This window comes from Pseudomonas sp. MSSRFD41 (assembly GCF_014230245.1).
GTDB lineage: Bacteria > Pseudomonadota > Gammaproteobacteria > Pseudomonadales > Pseudomonadaceae > Aquipseudomonas > Aquipseudomonas piscis.
On sequence record NZ_JACKZK010000045.1, the window covers coordinates 1 to 16,398 of the forward strand.

The window sequence follows — 16,398 nt, forward strand, 5'->3', positions numbered from 1 at the left end:
GACCAGCCAGGCGCCATCGAGCGGGCAAGTCGCAAAGGCGCAACGATTCAGCAAATGATCGAGCGCTACATCGATGAAATGAACAAGGTCAGGCCTCTGGGTAAAACCAAGCTCGCTACGCTCAAAGCCATCAGTGAGTCCTATCTGGGCCACGTCAATGATCACGACATCAACAGCCAGCTTCTGGTGGAGTACGGTCTTTGGCGGATGAGTGCCGAAGGCGGCAACGTCAAACCTCAAACCCTCGGCAACGACATGGCGCACCTGAGTGCAGTGCTGTCCATTGCCAGACCGGCCTGGGGCTATGTGGTGGACCCGCATGCCATGGGGGATGCGCGCAAGGTACTGCGCAAGCTCGGCTACAACATGCGTAGCCGTGAGCGTGACCGTCGTCCAACACTGGAAGAACTCGACAAGCTGTTGACCCACTTCCAGGGCATTCAGAGCTATCGTCCGACGTCCATCAACATGCTCAAGATGGTGGCCTTCGCCTTGTTTTCTACAAGGCGCCAAGAAGAAATCACGCGGATTCGCTGGGCGGATCTGGATGCCGAGGGGCAGCGGGTCTTGGTTCGTGACATGAAGAACCCCGGGCAGAAACATGGCAATGATGTGTGGTGCCATCTGCCACAGGAGGCCTGGGCCATTTTGCATACCATGCCCAAGGTCGTGGCTGAGATCTTTCCCTACAGCGCAGAATCGATATCGGCTTCTTGGACCAGGGCCTGCAAGCTTCTTGGTATCGAGGATCTGCACTTCCATGACTTGCGCCATGAAGGGGTGAGTCGCCTGTTTGAGATGGGGTGGGATATTCCCAGGGTGGCCGGCGTGTCGGGACACAGGGACTGGAACTCCATGCGCCGCTACACCCATCTGCGGGGGCGTGGGGATATCTATGCCGGCTGGGCCTGGTTGGAAAGCGTCCTGAAGGCGCCTGTGACATTCGGCGCCCGGAGCCTGGGCTGATTCAGCTGCTACGAGGGGCGCTGTGGAGTTGATCACTTTCCTTTACTGCCGCAGCTCGTTGAGCGTCCAGGTAGGCAGCGAGGTCTGTAATGTGCACACCCTTGGCGCTTTTCTGGCTGTTCTCCATCCGCGTGATGGGGATCTTGATTTGCCCCGCCAGAACCTTGCGCTGAAACATGTCGACAGTCAGGTGTGTGAAGTAGTCCTGGCAAATCCTGTCCAGGGGAATCACGGCCTGGCCGTTGTACTGAGCCATCAGTACAAAAAGAGTGTTCACAGTGTTGCTCCTTCAAGGTAGTGGGGCATTCAAGCCTGGAAGTGCCAGCACTTCATGATCGGTTGCTTTGCGGTAACGGCGTTGGTACTGCGAGCCTGGTAGGCACGAACAGCGCTATCAGTCGATTTGTTTGGGTGGAGCAGCTTCCGGGACCGGGAGTCTTTCAAGCGGTCCCGTAGTTCGCTGATGTCTGCGATCTTCTGGCGGTGCTCGGTTGCCACCTTCACGAAGTCGTTGAGGTTGATGGCGATCACGCTCTCGTTCTTGCTGTGATTGACCACCGGCCCGTCGGCGTCGAGTCCTTCGAGGTACTCGTAGACCTCCCAGAATTCAGCCACCACCGGATGATCCGAACTGATCGAGGCTTGGCGCTCGATAGCCATGCTGATAATTAGCGCGCGGGTGCCGCTGATTTGCTGGTCGGTGAGCGGTACAACGGTGTGCAAGCAATCCAGAAGGGCGAGTAGCTGTGCATGGTTCTTGTTGATCCGCTCGACTCGGATGTAACCCCGCAGGCTGTTGCCGCAATGCTTACAGGCGCTTTCCTCGTTATGGAAAGGGGTGTCGCAAGCGAAACAATGGGAGTGGAGGGCGCGCAGCTTGGCCTCGTAGCCCGGGAGGCGCTGGCCGAGCAGTTCCAGGATTTCCTGTTCCTTGCGCACGGCCTGGAGCAGGAAGTTGCTCAAGGTCGAACCATCCAGCGAATTCAGCAGATCGGCCGCGGCCCGACTTTCGGGGGTGACGTTGGGGCGAACGAAGTGCAGCTTGACGATCCTGGTCATGATCGCCTCGGAGGCCACCACTGGGGCGTTCTGGCTGATGGCGATGGTGCCGCGGAACGGGGGCTCGTAGGTTTCGTTGCCGGCGGTCTTGACGCCTTTGGTGGCCAGGGTGCCGCCGCCGAAGTAGTCCTTGAGCTCGTCCCATTCGAAGGTTTTTGCATGGGCCTTGTCGTCGCCGCTGCGGTCGGACTCGAGCAGAACGATGGGTATGCCTGATACCTGGCCCATCAGGCGGCTACGGCCGGCCTTAGTGGACTTGGACGGGTCGAACCCCTCATAGCCCTCGCGGCCCAGCAACTTCCACAGCAGGGTTAGCAGGGTGGTCTTGCCGGCACCGGCTTCGCCCGTGGCTTCCAGGAACGGGAACGACTGGTACCGGCTGCGGATCTGCTCGGCGAACAGGGAGCCGAACCAGAAGGCCAGCGCCACGATTCCCTGAGTACCAAAGCACTGCCAGAGCAGGCCCAGCCAGCGCGAGTCGTAGTTCTTGTTGTCCTTGGTCAGGTTGATTTTCACGCCCTTTTGCAACGACTTCAGCTTGAGCTTGCCCATTTCGAAGAACTCCTCCTCGTTGATGCTGATGAGTTGGCCTTCGCGCACGGCAATGTCGTTGAAGATGTAACAGCCGTATTCCTTGCTGTAACCCACGTAATCGATGGTCTGAACGGTCTTAATGCCGAACAGCTGATCCTTCATGAGCTTGTCCAACTGCTGGCCGCTGCCGGTGAACACGGCGCCGGCAGCCATCCCAAGCAGGCGTTTCTTGAACTCGCTGGCGGCGGCAACCTGGGCACCGGTGAAGGTGTTCTTGACTGAGCCGCCGTCGTGCGGGAAGTCGACCCGAAAGAAGTACCAGGACTCGTCCGTGATCTCGTTGCGCTGGAAGTAGAGGGCCTTGGGGTAGCAGTTGGCGATTTCTACGACGCAGCCTGCGACGTTCAGCGCCTTCTCCCGCAATTGTTTTTCGTTAAGGACCTGGGCGTCCTGGTCGTCGCTTTTCTCCAGGGCCTGCTTGGCACTATTGAATTTGGCGAGATCCAACTTCCACCAGTACAGGCGCGAGTCAAAGCAGAAGTGGAACTCCTCGCGCTCGCGCCACTGGTACATGAGCAGCGCCTTGTCCGTAGCGCTTTCAGCGATCAGCAGGGCGCCATGGTGGCGGGCTTCGGTGAGATCCTTGTCGATCCGGTGTGCTCGCTCGGCTTCATCCTCGATGAAGTCCCAGCGCTGATGCAGGTCGTTCCAGTCGACCTTGCGGGCGTCGGGTTGTGGGATCTGGGCCGCCTCGCAGATGAACCCCAGTTCGCGCGCACGCTTGACCCAGGTCCTGGTGTACTGGTGCGCGCCTGGTTCGTTGTCCAGCGCCCAGACCAGTTTGGGCGTTCGGCCCGCCCTGGCTGCGACCAGGGCTTTGAGCGACTCCTCAGGAAAGGCATTTGAAGACAGGGCCGCCACCGCTGATATGCCGTTATGGATCAGCGCAATGGCGTCGAAGATGCCCTCGACGATCCAGAGCTCGTCGACCTGCAGCAGGTCCACGCACGGCGGGCACCACCAGTAACCCTTGTAGCTCTGTCCGGGCTGGAACCGGGCTTTCTTCTTGCCGAAGCGCGCCGGCTGGTCGATCAGACGCTCCCAGTAGCCACCGTGGTCAAGGGGAAAGCGAACAGTCGCAGAGCCGATGTTCAACTCGCGATCGAAATAGTTCTCCTGGGTGAACCAACCGGTGATCAACTCCAGGCGAAAGCCGCGGGCATAGGTCAGGTAGGCCTTGGCACTGGCTGTCGGGTTGTCATTGCTGGAAGGGGCACGCTTGCTCCAGTCGTCGAACAGGTCGGGATACAGCTCCTTGGTCGGCGCCATGTACTTGCAGTTTTGTTCTCGACCGCAGCGGATAAACCAGGGCTCGTCGTAGCGCGAGAACAACCGGCGCTGGTTGCACTGGGGGCAGGTCCCTTTGCGCATGTACTTGGTGTTGGCCATATGTTGCAGGCCATAGTCGGCTTCCAGGCGCTGGATTACGTCGTAGCGGATCTGGTTTTCCATGGGTTTGCGGTTCACAGCCTTGCGGTTCACAGCAGCGGCTCCACAGGGGGGAATTGGTCTTGCAGGTTCATCGGGTTACTTCCCTTCGCCGAGACTGTGTTTGAGGGCGCCGATCAGGCGCTTCTGTGCGGCCATCACAGGAAAGGCCGCGAGTAGCGAGCCGTGCCGTAAACCCGCGGGGATCATGCGAAAGCGGTCGTCATACCAGTGCTCGTTGAACTGGGCGCTGTAGTCGGCACGTAGCGCCTGGAGCAGTGCTTCGGCTTGACCGCGAGGCAGTTTTGCGGTGATGTCGATGTCGATTTCCATGGTCCACCTCGGATTTCGGGCAAAGCTCACCCAAACCCACGGGAAGCGGGGCAGGGCGGGTGTTTTAAACGGGGGTTATCGAGGGTGGTGCTTGTGCGCTGGGTCGCGCTTGTCGAGCAAAGCCTGCGGTAGCAGCCTTGCCGGTACCGGGTAGCGCAGGCCGGCCCGGATATCGATCAGGTGCACAACGGTGCCGCCAGGGCTGCTGCTCCAGTCCACACCTATCCACTTGCGTTGGTTGGCTACCTGCAGGTCGGTCCAGGCGTTGTGCACCAGTTGCTGGGCCATGAACACTGGTACTTCCAGGGCGGTGGTCAGGTGGCGGACGCAGCTGTCGTACAGCAGATCCGAATCCACCAGGTACTGCGCCTCATGGCGCTGCAGGTAGGCGTAGGCCGCCCGTTGCATGCTGCTGCGGTAGTCGTGGGGAAGTTGTTCGTGATTCATCGCGCGCACTCCATTTCCAGTTGATCGAGTAGGTCGGGTTGATCGTTGGTGGTCCGCATCGCGGCCCGGCGCAGGGCGATGTCAGCGATGGGCAGGCGCACGGCGGGATTGGCCATGCCGCTGGGGCTCATTTCGTGGGTCATTTCGAACTCAGCACGCACCGACCAGCCGCAGGCCTCGTTGGTGCATTGCAGGTAAGCCACGCGCAGGAAGATGTGGGTTCCCTCGCTGGTGCGGATGCGCATACGGCTCAGGCAGTGAGGGCAGAGCAGTTTGTAGGTGCTCAATGCTGGCGCTCCTTGCTGTGCAGCAGGATCGTGGCCAACACCTCGGAATGACGCGCTGCCATGTAGCGGTGATGTGCGGCGAGGATGGCCTCGGCCTCTCCGGGCTCGATAACGCCGTCGTCCAACGCCTTGGCGATGATCTGATCGACATAGCCTCGCTTGGCAGCGGCATTCACCGAACGGCTGTAGAGGTCGATGTTGTCCAGGGTTTCAGGCTTGGCCAGGGGCACGAACATGCCGCCGTAGAGGCTGGCGATGTACTCGGGCAGATGAGTCGTGCCGGAGTCCTGCTCCAGCAGGTGGATCTGTTCATCGCTGAGCGGCCGACTGCCGGCGTTCTCGTAAATGTGGTTGTCGAACTTCTTGAGCTCGTAGCCGAGGCGGGCTGCGGCACACTCGCGACCGCCGGGGTAATCGCAGATTACCGCGCTCATTACCTGTCGCTTGGTCACTAGAACCGGGCGTTTCATCTTCTGGTTTCCCCTTGGAGCCAGAGGCCCTAGTTTGTGATTTCGCCGTCTTTGATACCGAGCAGGACTGCTGCGCGATGGGCTTCCCCGCGCAGGCATTTCTTTTGTCCGTTCAGCACCGCATAGACGGTTGATGGATTAAGGGTGTGCTGCTGTGCCCAATCTCGTGCCGAGATGCCCTGGCGCGCGAGGCGAGCTCGGGCCTCTTGGCGTGCTTGCTCGGTGGGGTAGGCGTTGTGCATAGTTCCGTTTCGTGTGATTTCGTGTGATGACAGATGAAGGCTATTCAACAAATGTTGAATCGTCAACTAGTAAGGGGTCGTTTTGTTGAAAATTGGCGAAAGGCTAAAAGAGGAGCGTGCTCGCTTGGGGTTCAACCAGGCGGAATTTGCTGCTTTTGCTGGGGTAGCCAAAACTTCTCAGTTCAATTACGAAAAGGGCGAGCGCAGTCCTGATGCAGCGTATCTGGCTGCGGTCGCAGAAAAGGGTGTGGACATCCTTTACGTTGTTACTGGAGAACGTAGGCCAGTACCCGCTGATTCCGTTCTGGCGGATGAAATGCATTTACTGGAGTTCTACCGTGAGATGGCCCACGACGACCGGCAGTCGTTGGTGAGGATGGCTTACGCGCTGGCAAAGGCAGGTGGTACGGCATAGTGACTTAACAATTGGGGTTCGATAGGCCCCAGAGCTCAAAGGATGAGAGTCGTGTTGAAAAAAACTCTGGTGGCGTGTGTTTTGCTTCCGGTGGGTATGTCCGCTGCAATGGCGGACATTCGGAAGATCGACGAAGCCGCGACGGTAAAGTCCATCGGCTCTCCGGTGCTCAAACAATCCCAGGAAGAAGATTCGCCAGGTTGCAAAGCCTCTGGATACACGTTTGGCGACAAGACATTTTCCATGAAGCTGGAGTTCAAATGCGACCGGGTCAATGTCGGTTGGATTACGGCGACAGAGCCTGAGTACGAGGCAAGAAGTAAGCAGGCCTCTGTCCTTGCACAGCGAGCTGTAGCACTACTCACCGGAGAAAATGGAGCAGAGGTAGAGCGTGTCCAGGCCGGAGGTAAGTACGAAGGTCGGACCTTTTCGAACGGCCTCTCCGTTAAAGGCTCATGCGCTATGAATTCCTGCATGCTGACATTCCGCTGACCTACGAGCAGCATCCCACGGAAAATTGTGAATAGTGGGGCTGGTGGCACGTTCCGATGTGCTGAAAATCGGCTGTTCCCCGGGTGAAATGGACGGCGCCATCATGGTGTCGGGCACCCGTTACGTGTGAAGGGAGTTATCGCATGTCGGAGAACAGTAATGAGTTGAAGTTTGATTGTCCTTTGATGCACTTCTACCTGCTTGACGAGAGAGAAGTAAGGCTGTTGGTGTTGTTTTTGCTAATTAAAAAGCAGCACCAAGATGATGTTATTAGATTGCTAGAGGCTTTTTTTAGGCTGAATACTTGAACGGCTGCCCCGAAAAAATTTCGGGGCTTTATAATAGCCTATGCCTTATTCAAGCTTACTCTTGCTGTACGAATCTTTCTACTTTCTAGTACGGCTGCGTTCATAATTTCTTTAAGATGTTTAGTGGTGTAGGGGGGCTGATGGAATGTTTCATCTTTGTCGATTGCATTTATAATGTTTTTATCAAAAAAACTGACGTCTTGGCCTGCGAACTCGCACAGCACTCTAAGAAATGATCGTGTATATCTGTAGGCGGCTATCAACTCGATCTTGCTTTCCCCTATAGTTATTATTTCAATATCTTTTTCAGGCGAATCTTTGTCTGGGGTTAACTGGTAGGCTTGGTTTTTACGTAGCAGGTCTTCGTATATTGCTGGTAGGTCAAGAAGCTTTGATAGTTTAATTATTTTTTTTGATGCAATTATATATTGCTCAGCGGAAATTAAGTATTCGGTGTCTTTTATTAGTGTATTGTGAATATGTTCTCTAATTTCTTTTAGAGTCTTAATTGCGTCAGTAAATTGCTCTTGATTCACATCTGGGGTTCCATTTTCTGGACCCTTATCTATGAAGAAACGTTTGTGAAGCCGTGGGTGTGCATAAAAATCACCGGTAAGAGCTTCGAGATAACTAATTTTTCTAAGGGCGCCGAAATACTCAAACATTGATTTTCTGTGAGCATAATAAGAGTCTAAGTTGTTTTTGTGTTTTGTGGCTTCGATTTGAGTAGAAGTCTGGTGTGTTGCGTGTATTCTTGCGGAAAGTACAGAAAGTGGTAATGAAAGTGAAAGTAGTGCTAGTGGTAGCGTACTGATTTCTATGAATTTAGAAAAACCTTGTTCATTTAAGGCGGGTGCGTAGTCCCTCCATGAGAAATACCCAAATACCAGAAAGTAGATTAAAGGTGTAAGGATGCTTAGCCATAAGTATCCTTGCTCTGCAAGGCCTCTGTCGGCGTCTAAAGAGAAAACTTTTAATTTTTTAAATTTTGTTTGTTTACTTTTTATGTTGTTTGTTATTGCGAATATGATATGTATTAAGATTATGCTGAAGACAGCGGGTAGTAATATTAGTGCTGTAAGTAGCGCTGTTTGGGTTGTAAGCATTTCCATATTTCCATGTTGGGGCGCTTATAGTGTTTTTATTTGCTAATGATATCATTTTTTTGGGTAAATCATGTGTGCTTTTCTAATTCAATGTGCCAGCGTTGCCATTCTCTATCAACAGCCCGCTTCGCCGTCGTCTTGCTCCCATACAACAACTTCAATTACCGTGGTTTGGTCTGCTTCCGTGCCGTGATAGTCAATTGTTTACCGCTGTTCTTACCGCGGTACTGGGCGATAATCCCCGTGTAACTCGACCGATTCTCCTCGGCCAAACCCTTCGACGGTGTTCTTGAGCAACTTGCTCGCCAGCTCCAAGCTGACGGTGCAGCCGCTGAGGAAATGAGACGTCGAATGGGTGTCGAGCAGCGCCTACTGGAATTGACTGACTCTCTTGCTGATATGAAACGGTCGGCATAGTCTGCATCCGTTCAAGTTGGATCAGTCAAACGAGCTTCTGGTACCGGCTCGGTACCGACCTGATGAGCTAAGGATAGTTATGAAACTGGGATCGTTTAGAGCTTTACACATTTGCCTGGCAGTAATGGTGTTGCCATCATCGGTTATGGCTGCGACCTGTGATGGTGTCCTCAACTCACTCAAGCAGGAAAGGCATCTAACCCAAGTCAGGCAAACAGATGGCAAGCGCTTGACCGAGTTTCAGGACGGACCGAGCATCACTCTCTCGGTTAGCTGTGCGTTGGGTGCTCCGACCCTTGCGGTTACGTGGGATGGTCCTGAGCCCGACCAGCAGTACTATGACTTGGTCGGTCGAGCCGGCGGACTGCTTTCCTCCCATTCTCCGGCAGGCATCGTCAAGGCATCGAAGCAGTGCCGCAGCGAGGCTCTGAGCAGTGGAGGAGAGATTGCCAGCATTGAAGAGGAGGGGCTGGCACTTGAATGCCAGGCATTTGCCCGTGATGGCGGTAGTACAACCATTTCGGTATTTGCTGAATAGCACTATTTTGCTGTTTCTAGCCCCGCATCATGTGGGGCTATCGGTTTTTGCCTTCTCCTCTTGCAGCCTTTTCCACTCACGATCAACAGCCCGTTTTGCAGTGTGCTTGTTTGCGTACAGCCAGAGCAGCCGCTTGGGTTTTGTTTGATCTCCGGCCGTCCTGGTCTTTTCCTTTCCTGTTTTCTCGTCGCGGTAGTAAGCGATGATCCCCGTGTAATCCTGCCGATTCTCCTCGGCCAACCCTTCGACGGTGTCCTCGGGCAGCTTGCTCTCCAGCTCCAGGCTGACGGTGTACCCGCTATCGGCGCTGAGGCTGTGTTGTACGTTGCCGCCGTACCAGATAATCGCATCGATCTCGGGCTTCACGCCTTCCAAGGTATAGGTCAGTTCGGGGATCAGATCCGGCCGGCCCACGGCCAGGGTGTAGCTCAGGGTGGCGCTGCCGCGTTGCAGGCGGTTGAACTCGGCCCGGGCAGCGCGCAGGGCGGACTGGCGGTCGCTGTAGGTGTGACGCAGGTCCTTGAGGTTGTCGCCGCCGCCGGCGATGGCCTCCTGTTTTTTTGCGCTGTTCACGTCGTAGAAATAGGCCCGCACACCGTCGTAGCTGTCGCGGTCGGCCAGCAGGTAGCGATGCTGGTCGCCATCGGCCCGGACCAGGGTGATGTGTGGCAGATCCAGGCCGCTGGCGGTCTTGCCGCCACCGGCAGGAAGGCACATCAGGCAGCCGGCCTTGACGGTGATCACCGCGTCGAATTCCTCGCCGATCCGGCTGATCAGGTTCGCGTCTGATTCGTTGGCCTGGTCCAACTGCAGGATCGGCAAACCATCCAGGGCGCCGGCAATGGTCGCGGTAAGACCGTTGCCGATGGCGATGTCGCCCAGGACGGCGCCCAGGGTCGAGTTGCTCCAGTTCCGTTCGCGCTTGGTCTTCAACCCCTTGCGCAGATCTGCAGAGCGCGCCCGGATGCTGAGTACGTCCGGCGCGCCACTGTGCTCAGTCTCGTCGACGGTGTAGGTGCCCTTGTCCACCAGGCCCGTATCACTCCAACCGAGCCACAACCGCAGCACAGCGCCCTTGGGTGGGATGGTCAGCAGCCCGTCATGGTCGCTCAAGGTGATGCTGAGTTGATCGGCCTCGATACCGCGGTTGTCGGTCAGTTGCAGGCTGATCAGGCGCGGGCTGATCAGCTGGGCAATATCGTTTCCATCGACAGTGATGCGGAAGGCCGGCACCGGGTAGGAGGTCTCGCGGCGGTACTTGTCTACGGCGCCTTCGACAAATCCCGTCACCCTGGCGAGGGCCGCATCGATCACAGCAGCATCCTCAAGATATTGACGCCTGTGCTGGCAGCGGCGCCGAGCAGGTCGATCCGGTCATCGTCGATACGTTTGAGGCTGAGGGTGAACTCCAGGCGCCGTGGAGTGCCATCGCGGAAGAATATCGTCTTGGTCTCGCTCAGGCTTTCGATCACCCACAGACCGTAGATCCGGCCGCTGCCCTCGACCATCGGCCAGGCCTTCCCTGTGTTCGCCATGAGCCGCAAGGTGTCGAGGCTGAGAACCGAGCCGACAAGTTCTGGCAGGATCACGCCGGGCAGGGTGATCGAGTCGTCACCACGGCCGACGAACTGGCGGGCCGGCGCGGCGCCGATCCGGGTACTGCTGACGTGCCGCCATTCGGTTTGCCGCTGTAGCTCCTGGTAGGCAGCGGTGGACAGGCTGAAGACGAACATTCCCAAGGCCATCATCATGGCGGTTACTCCAGGTCAGCGAGTTTGCTGCGCCTGCGAGCGCCTTTCTCGCTCTCAATGCGGGCCAGCTCGGCCCGGACGGCGCGGCCAATCGCGACGGCATCCATGCCAGGGCTGGTGTGGATGTTAATTTCGTAGGTGTCGTGGCTGTCGTATGTGGCCACGGCGGTGGGGCTGATGGGCGCGCGGGTGTCCACCGACAGGTTTGGCAGCGCGGCGATGCCCAGGCCCATGCTGCCGGCGGAGGTCAGCTTGCGACTCAGGTCGTTCACGGCGTTGAGCGGCCCCTGCTGGCCGGCCTCGAGGCCCTGGGTCAGGCCGGCCATGGTGAAGCCGCCGAGCTCGGCGAACACCCGCGATGGGCTGTGGATGTCGAGCTTTTCCTTGAACCAGCCGATGGTTGAGTCGCCGATTGCTGTGATGGTCTGCTTGACTGCGCCCAGTCCGCTCATCAGGCCATTGACCAGGCCGTTGATGATCATGCTGCCGAACTCGGTAAACCGGGTCGGCAGATCCAGACCCAGGTAGTTCAGAACCTCGGCGAAGGCCCGGTAGAGGATGCCTATTGGCGTGAAGTTGGTCAGCACCGTGATGATGCCGCCGATGCCCCCGGAGAAGCCGGCCGTAATCTCGTTCCACAATCCTATGACGTAGGCCTTCACTGCATCCCAGTTTTTGTAGATCAGGTACGCCGCACCGGCGACAGCGATGACTATGGCTGCGATAGCCAGGGCGACAGGGTTGGCTGCGAGGCCCATTAGAGCGACGCCAATACCTCGAATAGCTGCCATCAGTACGCCGCTCATAAGGCCCGCAAGCAGCTTCACACCTTGCCCAAGCATTGGCAGGGCGTTACGAGCGAGCCCGATCAATGTCGGAAACAGCCGTTGCATGATCCCACCGGATCTAGCCGCCTTGGTCCCGAAGAGGCCCAGTCCATAGTTGATCACGGCGAAGGGGCCAACAAAGCTGGCCAATACCAAGGCTAGCGCTCCGAAGGCAGCCGCCAGCCCCCCGACGAACATCAGTGTTTTCATCATGACCGAGGCCGCAGCCGGGTTTTCCTTCATCCAAGCTGTGATGCCCTTGATGGTTTCGGTGACGCTTTTTAGAGCGGCAACGTAGGTGGGGAGAATTGCCGAACTCATCTCCCTATAAGCGTTTGCTTTCTGCGCCAGGAGCTCAAGTTCCTGTCCCTGCACGCTGTCGAGCCCTTTCTCATAAAGCTGATCAATACCATCAGCTCCCTCATTGAGCCTGGCGTTTTTGTGGATTTGCTCTCGCTGCAGATACATCTGTGCAAACAGGTTCGATGCTGTGCGGTTGGAGAAGATGCTGCCGATGGTGTCCAGAACCTGGCTCTTTTCAGTGATGCCTTTGGCTTTCAACTGAGGCAGCAGGATCTTTTCCAGCCACTCGAACTGGTTCTCCCTGAAAATCTCGCTACCTTTGATTGCGCCGACATCGAGGAAGGAAATCTGGCCAGCCTTATCGTGCTTGACCTTCGTTGGGTCCACTAGGCCCAGGGCTTCGAGGTTGTTAGCTGCGCGTTTGGTGGTTCGGCCTTGGTAGATGTTTGAATAGGCGCTCATCATCGCGGTACCGACACGATGACCGCCCATTTCCTGTACCAGCGGCTCCAACTGGTAGTAAAAAGCGTCGTCTTTGATGCCCTTGGCTGCAACGCCTCCTGTCTTGATCACGTTCAGCCATTCGTTCGGACCCACTCGGCCGCCGGTGGCAGTCAGCACGCGCTGCACGATGTCTGCCTGGTTGATGAAGGCCTCTTTGCTGGCCAGGCCTCCGCGCAGCTCAATGACCTTGAGCATGTCCATGAACTTGCGCTCGTTCTCGGCTCCTTCCTCCTCGCCATACATGGCGTGGTTTGCGAACTTCATTTTCGCGAGAGTCGGAGCAACCATTTCGGCTTCGTGCTCATCTGCAAACACCGTCATGGCATCCCTGACCAGCGTCAGGTTCTCGGTAACGCTGGTGCCATAGGTCTTCATCTCCTTTGCAAACTGTATGGCCTTGCTGGTGTCCTCTTTCCCTAATCCCAGTGCTGCAACCCGCTGTTCCTCAATGGCAAAGCTCTTTCCTTCCTGCAGCGGGGCGTACAAGCCGCGGCCAATGCCATAACCAACACCCATGCCCGCTGCTCCGCTGATAGCGGCATCACCAGAAAATTGTTTGCGGCGGTCATAGGAGTGCTTAAGCGAGGCCTTGGTTTTGGCGGTATGCGCTTGCTGAGAACTGAGGAGGCGCAGACGCCTGGTCTGCTCGCCGATGGTGGCATTGGTGGCGCCGATTTGTTCTCGGAGCTGGCGTTCGTGGTTCCCCAGATCCTTGGTGCTGATACCGGCGCCATAGAGTTTCGAGCGCAGCCCCTGGAGCTGCTGGCTCTGCTGCTGATGCTGTTGCTTGAGCCGTTGAGCTTCACGGATCGCCGAACGCATATCCCGGGTCATCGCCTGGGTGGGGGCACCGGTTGCGGCGAACTGCTGGCTGAGGGCCTTGACCCGTTCACGCGCAGAGTCGAGGGCTTGCTTGGTTTGGTCTGCTGCGGTGCGTTGAGTACGCCATGCGCTGACATCCTTTTGCTGAGTGCTCAGTTCCTTCAGGCGTTCACGGGCCTGCTTGATAGCGCGGGCGCTCTCCAGGCTACTCGCGCTGATCTTTTTCAGAGGGCCGCTGGCCTTATCAATGGCGTTGAGCAACACCTGCAACTTGAGGTCATTCGCCATCGTTTGCGCTCCGTACCCTGGCGCGTTCGCGCCAGTCCATCAGTTCCTGCAGGTCCAGCTGGTCCATGTCAGCCGGTGCCCAGTGAAAAACCACGGCCAGGTCGGCCATGGCGTCCTCTACGCGATGAGGGATACTTCCGTCTTCACCGACTTGCGCAACAAAAAACCAGCGATCTTGCTGCCGCATTCCAGCAGGTCGGCGGGGTCCATCGCTGCGGCCTCGGGGGAGGTGATGCTCGGGGTGCTGATTCGAGGCAGGATCTTGATCAGTGAGGCGACGTCCATGTTCAGCAGTTCGACCAGGTTCACACCGCGCAGCTCGCCCGCCTGGGGCTTGCGCAAGGTGATGGTTTCGACGGTGCTGTTGCCGCGGCTGATTGGCGTGTCGAGGACCACGGTGTTGTTCTCGGCTTCGGGGATGGCTTGGGTGGTGTCTTCGGTGCTCATGGGGTGGTTCTCCTGGTTGCAGGGTTAGTCGCCCGGCTGATGGGCGAAGGGGTCATATGCCGAGGGCGGTGCGCTGCTTGTCGAGCATGTCCTTGCCCGCGACCTTTTCGATGAAGTTGAGGAGGTCGATCTCGATGATTTCCTCGTTGTCCACGGTCAGCTTGTAGTAGCTGCAGGTGGTCTTGATGCTGTGCTCGGTGTCTTCGCCGGACTTGGCATCGCCCATCTCGATCGACTCATGCCGGCCGCGGACAACGATCTCGACCGAGCTGACGTCGCCGGTGTCGTCCTGCTGAAAGGCGCCGGAGAAGCGCAGCATGATCCCTGCCGCGTTGACCGAACCGAACTGGCGCAGGCCGATCAGGTCCAGGCCGCCGGTCTTCCACTCGAACTGGATACCGTCATCGGAGAAGCCCAGGTCTGCCTTGACCGAGCCGTTCATGCCGCCGCCCCGGTAGGCTTCCATCTTTCGGCCGAGGGGCGGCAGGGTGACCGACTTGACCACGCCCAGGTAGCTGTTGCCGTCGTTGAACAGGTTGAGGTTTTTCAGTTTGCGAGGCATGGCCATGGCGGTGTTCTCCGGTGTCCTGGCACGGGGTGACTCCCTTCGCGGGGGAGCCCCGGGTTAGCTGTTGATCTTGCTGGCGAAGTCCATCAGGTAGCGGTCGGTGATCCACTGCCGCAGGGTGAGGTCTTCCAGCGGTGGAACCGGCGTGTAGTCGTAGTCGAGGAACAGCTTGCCGGCCTTGAGGGTGTCCTTGTCGTTGGCGTCGTCCGGGTACCAGCAGCTACCGCCAATCAGGTAGCCCTGGGCGACCATTTCCCGAAACTTGGCGTTGACCCCTTCGATGATGTCGCGCACCAGGGATGGGTGGAGCGGTCTGTCGACGGCCCACATATGCGCGGCGGCCATGGTGTCGGCCAGGATCTGCGCGGTGCGGGTGTAGTTCTCGAACGCGAACAGCGGATCGTCGCTGCAAGTCCGGCTGCCCCAGAAGCGGAACCCGCCCTCGTTGATCAGCGTGGTGATCTCGTTGCTGTTGAGGTAGTTGGCATCGGTAGCGGGGTTCTGCAGGTCCCAGAACACGTCGGCGCTGATGCCGGTGACGCCGTTGACCGCGACGTTGGACAGGGTCTTGTGCCAGCCGGTCTCCTGGTCAATCTTCGCGCGCAGGCCCAGTGCACGGGCCACGGCCGAGGCGGTAACGGTCTTGTTCGTCGCGGTGTCCCAGTTCAGGAACTCCGGCCAGATCACCATCATTTCCCGCGCGCCGAAGTTCTCGCGGTAGGCGACCACTTCTTCCTTGGTCTTGCAGTTCCAGGCGCTGACGTAGGCGAAGGCGCGCAGGTCCTTGGCGATGGCGCCCAGGGCGGTGGCGACTGGCAGGCTGTCGAGGCCTGGCACGCCGAGGATGCGCGGCACCATGCCGACGCGGGCCTTGGCCGCGAGCAGGGCTTTCATGCCGGTGTACTTGCCCTCGGCCGTGGTGGTACCGATCAGCGCACTGGTGGTGGCGGCTTCATCTGCACCTTCCTTGACCCGCACCACGATTGTGTAGGGCTTGGTCTGGTCGGCGATGGCCTGGAGCGAGGCGCGGAGTGTGCCCTTGGTACCGGCCTTGCCCACGGCTGCTTGCACATTGGTCAACAGGACCGGGGTATCGAGCGGGAAGGTATTGGCATCGGCGTCATCGGCAGTGCAGACCAGGCCGATAACAGCGGTGGGGATGGTGCGAATGGGGCGGGTGCCGTCGTTGAGTTCGAGGACCCGCACGCCGTGGAGATAATCGGCCATGGATTTTGCCTGCGCGTGATTGGAAGTGACAGTGCACAGGCTGCCGCGCGCGCGCCGGATCAGCGAGCGCGCAGGCTTGTAGGGGAGGGGGTTACAGGTGCCCAGGTAGCCAGACGGGTGCTGGTGGGCGGTGTTCGCTGAGCGGGAACTCGCCGGATTCGGGCCACCCTCGCAGGGCTCGGCGATAGGTCTGGAGCTCGGCGTACTGCTCGACTGTCAGGGTGGTAGCAGCGCCGTCCTCCAGTTCGTCGCGGTGTCGGGTTGCGACGCCATCGGTCTTGATTAACTGATCGTCCCGCCACTGCCGCTCCTGCCTCATAAGTTCCTCATGGGTCGGTGGCGGTGGATCGGCAAGCACGGGCAGCCCCTTTTTAACCGTGATGATCTGGCCCGCAGCGTTGCCTGCCAGCAGCTCGGCCCACCGTTCGCGAGAGATCTCCACTGCATCGCTCGGGATCACGCAGTCAGGGTTGCCGGGGTCGAAAGGGCCGTGCATATCGGGATCGTAAAAACCGCCAGTTTGCGCACTGAAATACATGATCACTCCTTACACTTTGCC

20 protein-coding genes are annotated in these 16,398 nt (G+C 58.1%); 4 read left to right on the top strand and 16 right to left on the bottom strand.

Annotation, left to right across the window (positions count from 1 at the left end; translation table 11 throughout):
- Nucleotides 1-966 (top strand): site-specific integrase (locus H7A76_RS31630; RefSeq protein WP_185702164.1); only part of this gene is annotated, 966 nt, incomplete at its 5' end.
- Nucleotide 967: 1 nt separating this feature from the next.
- Here H7A76_RS31630 and H7A76_RS31635 read toward each other — a convergent pair.
- The 7 genes from H7A76_RS31635 to H7A76_RS31665 all read right to left on the bottom strand — a co-directional run bounded on the left by H7A76_RS31635 (nt 968) and on the right by H7A76_RS31665 (nt 5,826).
- Nucleotides 968-1,243 carry a pyocin activator PrtN family protein gene (locus H7A76_RS31635; protein WP_185702165.1) on the bottom strand — a complete coding sequence of 92 codons (276 nt, stop codon included), beginning with the start codon at nt 1,241-1,243 and terminating at the stop codon, nt 968-970.
- Between the two features lie 29 nt (nt 1,244-1,272).
- Complete coding sequence (locus H7A76_RS31640) at nt 1,273-4,071, bottom strand: toprim domain-containing protein (RefSeq protein WP_185702180.1); 2,799 nt, start codon at nt 4,069-4,071, stop codon at nt 1,273-1,275.
- 75 nt (nt 4,072-4,146) lie between these two features.
- Entirely contained in the window at nt 4,147-4,380 is a 234-nt protein-coding gene (locus H7A76_RS31645) for a hypothetical protein (RefSeq protein ID WP_085600768.1), read from the bottom strand.
- A gap of 75 nt (nt 4,381-4,455) precedes the next feature.
- Nucleotides 4,456-4,827: a hypothetical protein gene (locus H7A76_RS31650; protein WP_185702166.1), complete on the bottom strand. Its 372-nt coding sequence runs from the start codon at nt 4,825-4,827 to the stop codon at nt 4,456-4,458.
- On the bottom strand, nt 4,824-5,114 hold the full coding sequence (locus H7A76_RS31655; protein WP_185702167.1) for an ogr/Delta-like zinc finger family protein: 291 nt from the start codon (nt 5,112-5,114) through the stop codon (nt 4,824-4,826). The genes H7A76_RS31650 and H7A76_RS31655 overlap by 4 nt, the downstream gene beginning before the upstream one ends.
- Nucleotides 5,111-5,584 (bottom strand): YmfL family putative regulatory protein, encoded by a 474-nt coding sequence (locus H7A76_RS31660; protein WP_185702168.1) that lies wholly within the window; start codon nt 5,582-5,584, stop codon nt 5,111-5,113. Before H7A76_RS31660 ends, H7A76_RS31655 begins: the two co-directional genes overlap by 4 nt.
- A 29-nt stretch (nt 5,585-5,613) precedes the next feature.
- On the bottom strand, nt 5,614-5,826 hold the full coding sequence (locus H7A76_RS31665) for a DNA-binding protein (RefSeq protein ID WP_110596758.1): 213 nt from the start codon (nt 5,824-5,826) through the stop codon (nt 5,614-5,616).
- Nucleotides 5,827-5,911: 85 nt separating this feature from the next.
- Between H7A76_RS31665 and H7A76_RS31670 the strand changes: the two genes are divergently transcribed.
- Together H7A76_RS31670 and H7A76_RS31675 are read left to right on the top strand one after the other, a co-directional pair.
- Nucleotides 5,912-6,241, top strand: a complete 330-nt coding sequence (locus H7A76_RS31670) for a helix-turn-helix domain-containing protein (RefSeq protein WP_185702169.1) — start codon at nt 5,912-5,914, stop codon at nt 6,239-6,241.
- A 51-nt stretch (nt 6,242-6,292) separates the two neighbouring features.
- The gene (locus tag H7A76_RS31675) at nt 6,293-6,733 is read left to right on the top strand and encodes a hypothetical protein (RefSeq protein WP_185702170.1); all 441 of its coding nucleotides are present in this window, start codon (nt 6,293-6,295) and stop codon (nt 6,731-6,733) included.
- A gap of 346 nt (nt 6,734-7,079) precedes the next feature.
- Here H7A76_RS31675 and H7A76_RS31680 read toward each other — a convergent pair whose 3' ends face one another.
- Nucleotides 7,080-8,147, bottom strand: coding sequence for a hypothetical protein (locus H7A76_RS31680; RefSeq protein ID WP_185702171.1), 1,068 nt, complete (start codon nt 8,145-8,147; stop codon nt 7,080-7,082).
- Between the two features lie 496 nt (nt 8,148-8,643).
- Between H7A76_RS31680 and H7A76_RS31685 the strand changes: the two genes are divergently transcribed.
- Nucleotides 8,644-9,102: a hypothetical protein gene (locus tag H7A76_RS31685; protein WP_185702172.1), complete on the top strand. Its 459-nt coding sequence runs from the start codon at nt 8,644-8,646 to the stop codon at nt 9,100-9,102.
- A gap of 27 nt (nt 9,103-9,129) precedes the next feature.
- Here the strand turns inward: H7A76_RS31685 and H7A76_RS31690 are convergent, their stop codons facing one another.
- From H7A76_RS31690 to H7A76_RS31725, 8 genes are all read right to left on the bottom strand, one after another.
- Nucleotides 9,130-10,416, bottom strand: coding sequence for a phage late control D family protein (locus H7A76_RS31690; RefSeq protein WP_185702173.1), 1,287 nt, complete (start codon nt 10,414-10,416; stop codon nt 9,130-9,132).
- Nucleotides 10,413-10,853, bottom strand: a complete 441-nt coding sequence (locus H7A76_RS31695; RefSeq protein WP_185702174.1) for a phage tail protein — start codon at nt 10,851-10,853, stop codon at nt 10,413-10,415. Before H7A76_RS31695 ends, H7A76_RS31690 begins: the two co-directional genes overlap by 4 nt.
- Before the next feature lie 5 nt (nt 10,854-10,858).
- The gene (locus H7A76_RS31700; RefSeq protein ID WP_221775445.1) at nt 10,859-13,597 is read right to left on the bottom strand and encodes a phage tail tape measure protein; all 2,739 of its coding nucleotides are present in this window, start codon (nt 13,595-13,597) and stop codon (nt 10,859-10,861) included.
- Nucleotides 13,587-13,706 carry a GpE family phage tail protein gene (locus tag H7A76_RS31705; RefSeq protein WP_185702175.1) on the bottom strand — a complete coding sequence of 40 codons (120 nt, stop codon included), beginning with the start codon at nt 13,704-13,706 and terminating at the stop codon, nt 13,587-13,589. The genes H7A76_RS31700 and H7A76_RS31705 overlap by 11 nt, the downstream gene beginning before the upstream one ends.
- A gap of 8 nt (nt 13,707-13,714) precedes the next feature.
- A complete protein-coding gene (locus H7A76_RS31710) occupies nt 13,715-14,044 on the bottom strand; it encodes a phage tail assembly protein (RefSeq protein WP_185702176.1) in 330 nt (109 codons plus the stop codon).
- Between the two features lie 52 nt (nt 14,045-14,096).
- Entirely contained in the window at nt 14,097-14,612 is a 516-nt protein-coding gene (locus H7A76_RS31715) for a phage major tail tube protein (RefSeq protein WP_185702177.1), read from the bottom strand.
- A gap of 57 nt (nt 14,613-14,669) precedes the next feature.
- A complete protein-coding gene (locus tag H7A76_RS31720; RefSeq protein WP_185702178.1) occupies nt 14,670-15,839 on the bottom strand; it encodes a phage tail sheath protein in 1,170 nt (389 codons plus the stop codon).
- Between the two features lie 91 nt (nt 15,840-15,930).
- Nucleotides 15,931-16,377, bottom strand: coding sequence for a tail fiber assembly protein (locus H7A76_RS31725; protein WP_185702179.1), 447 nt, complete (start codon nt 16,375-16,377; stop codon nt 15,931-15,933).
- Between the last annotated feature and the right edge of the window lie 21 nt (nt 16,378-16,398).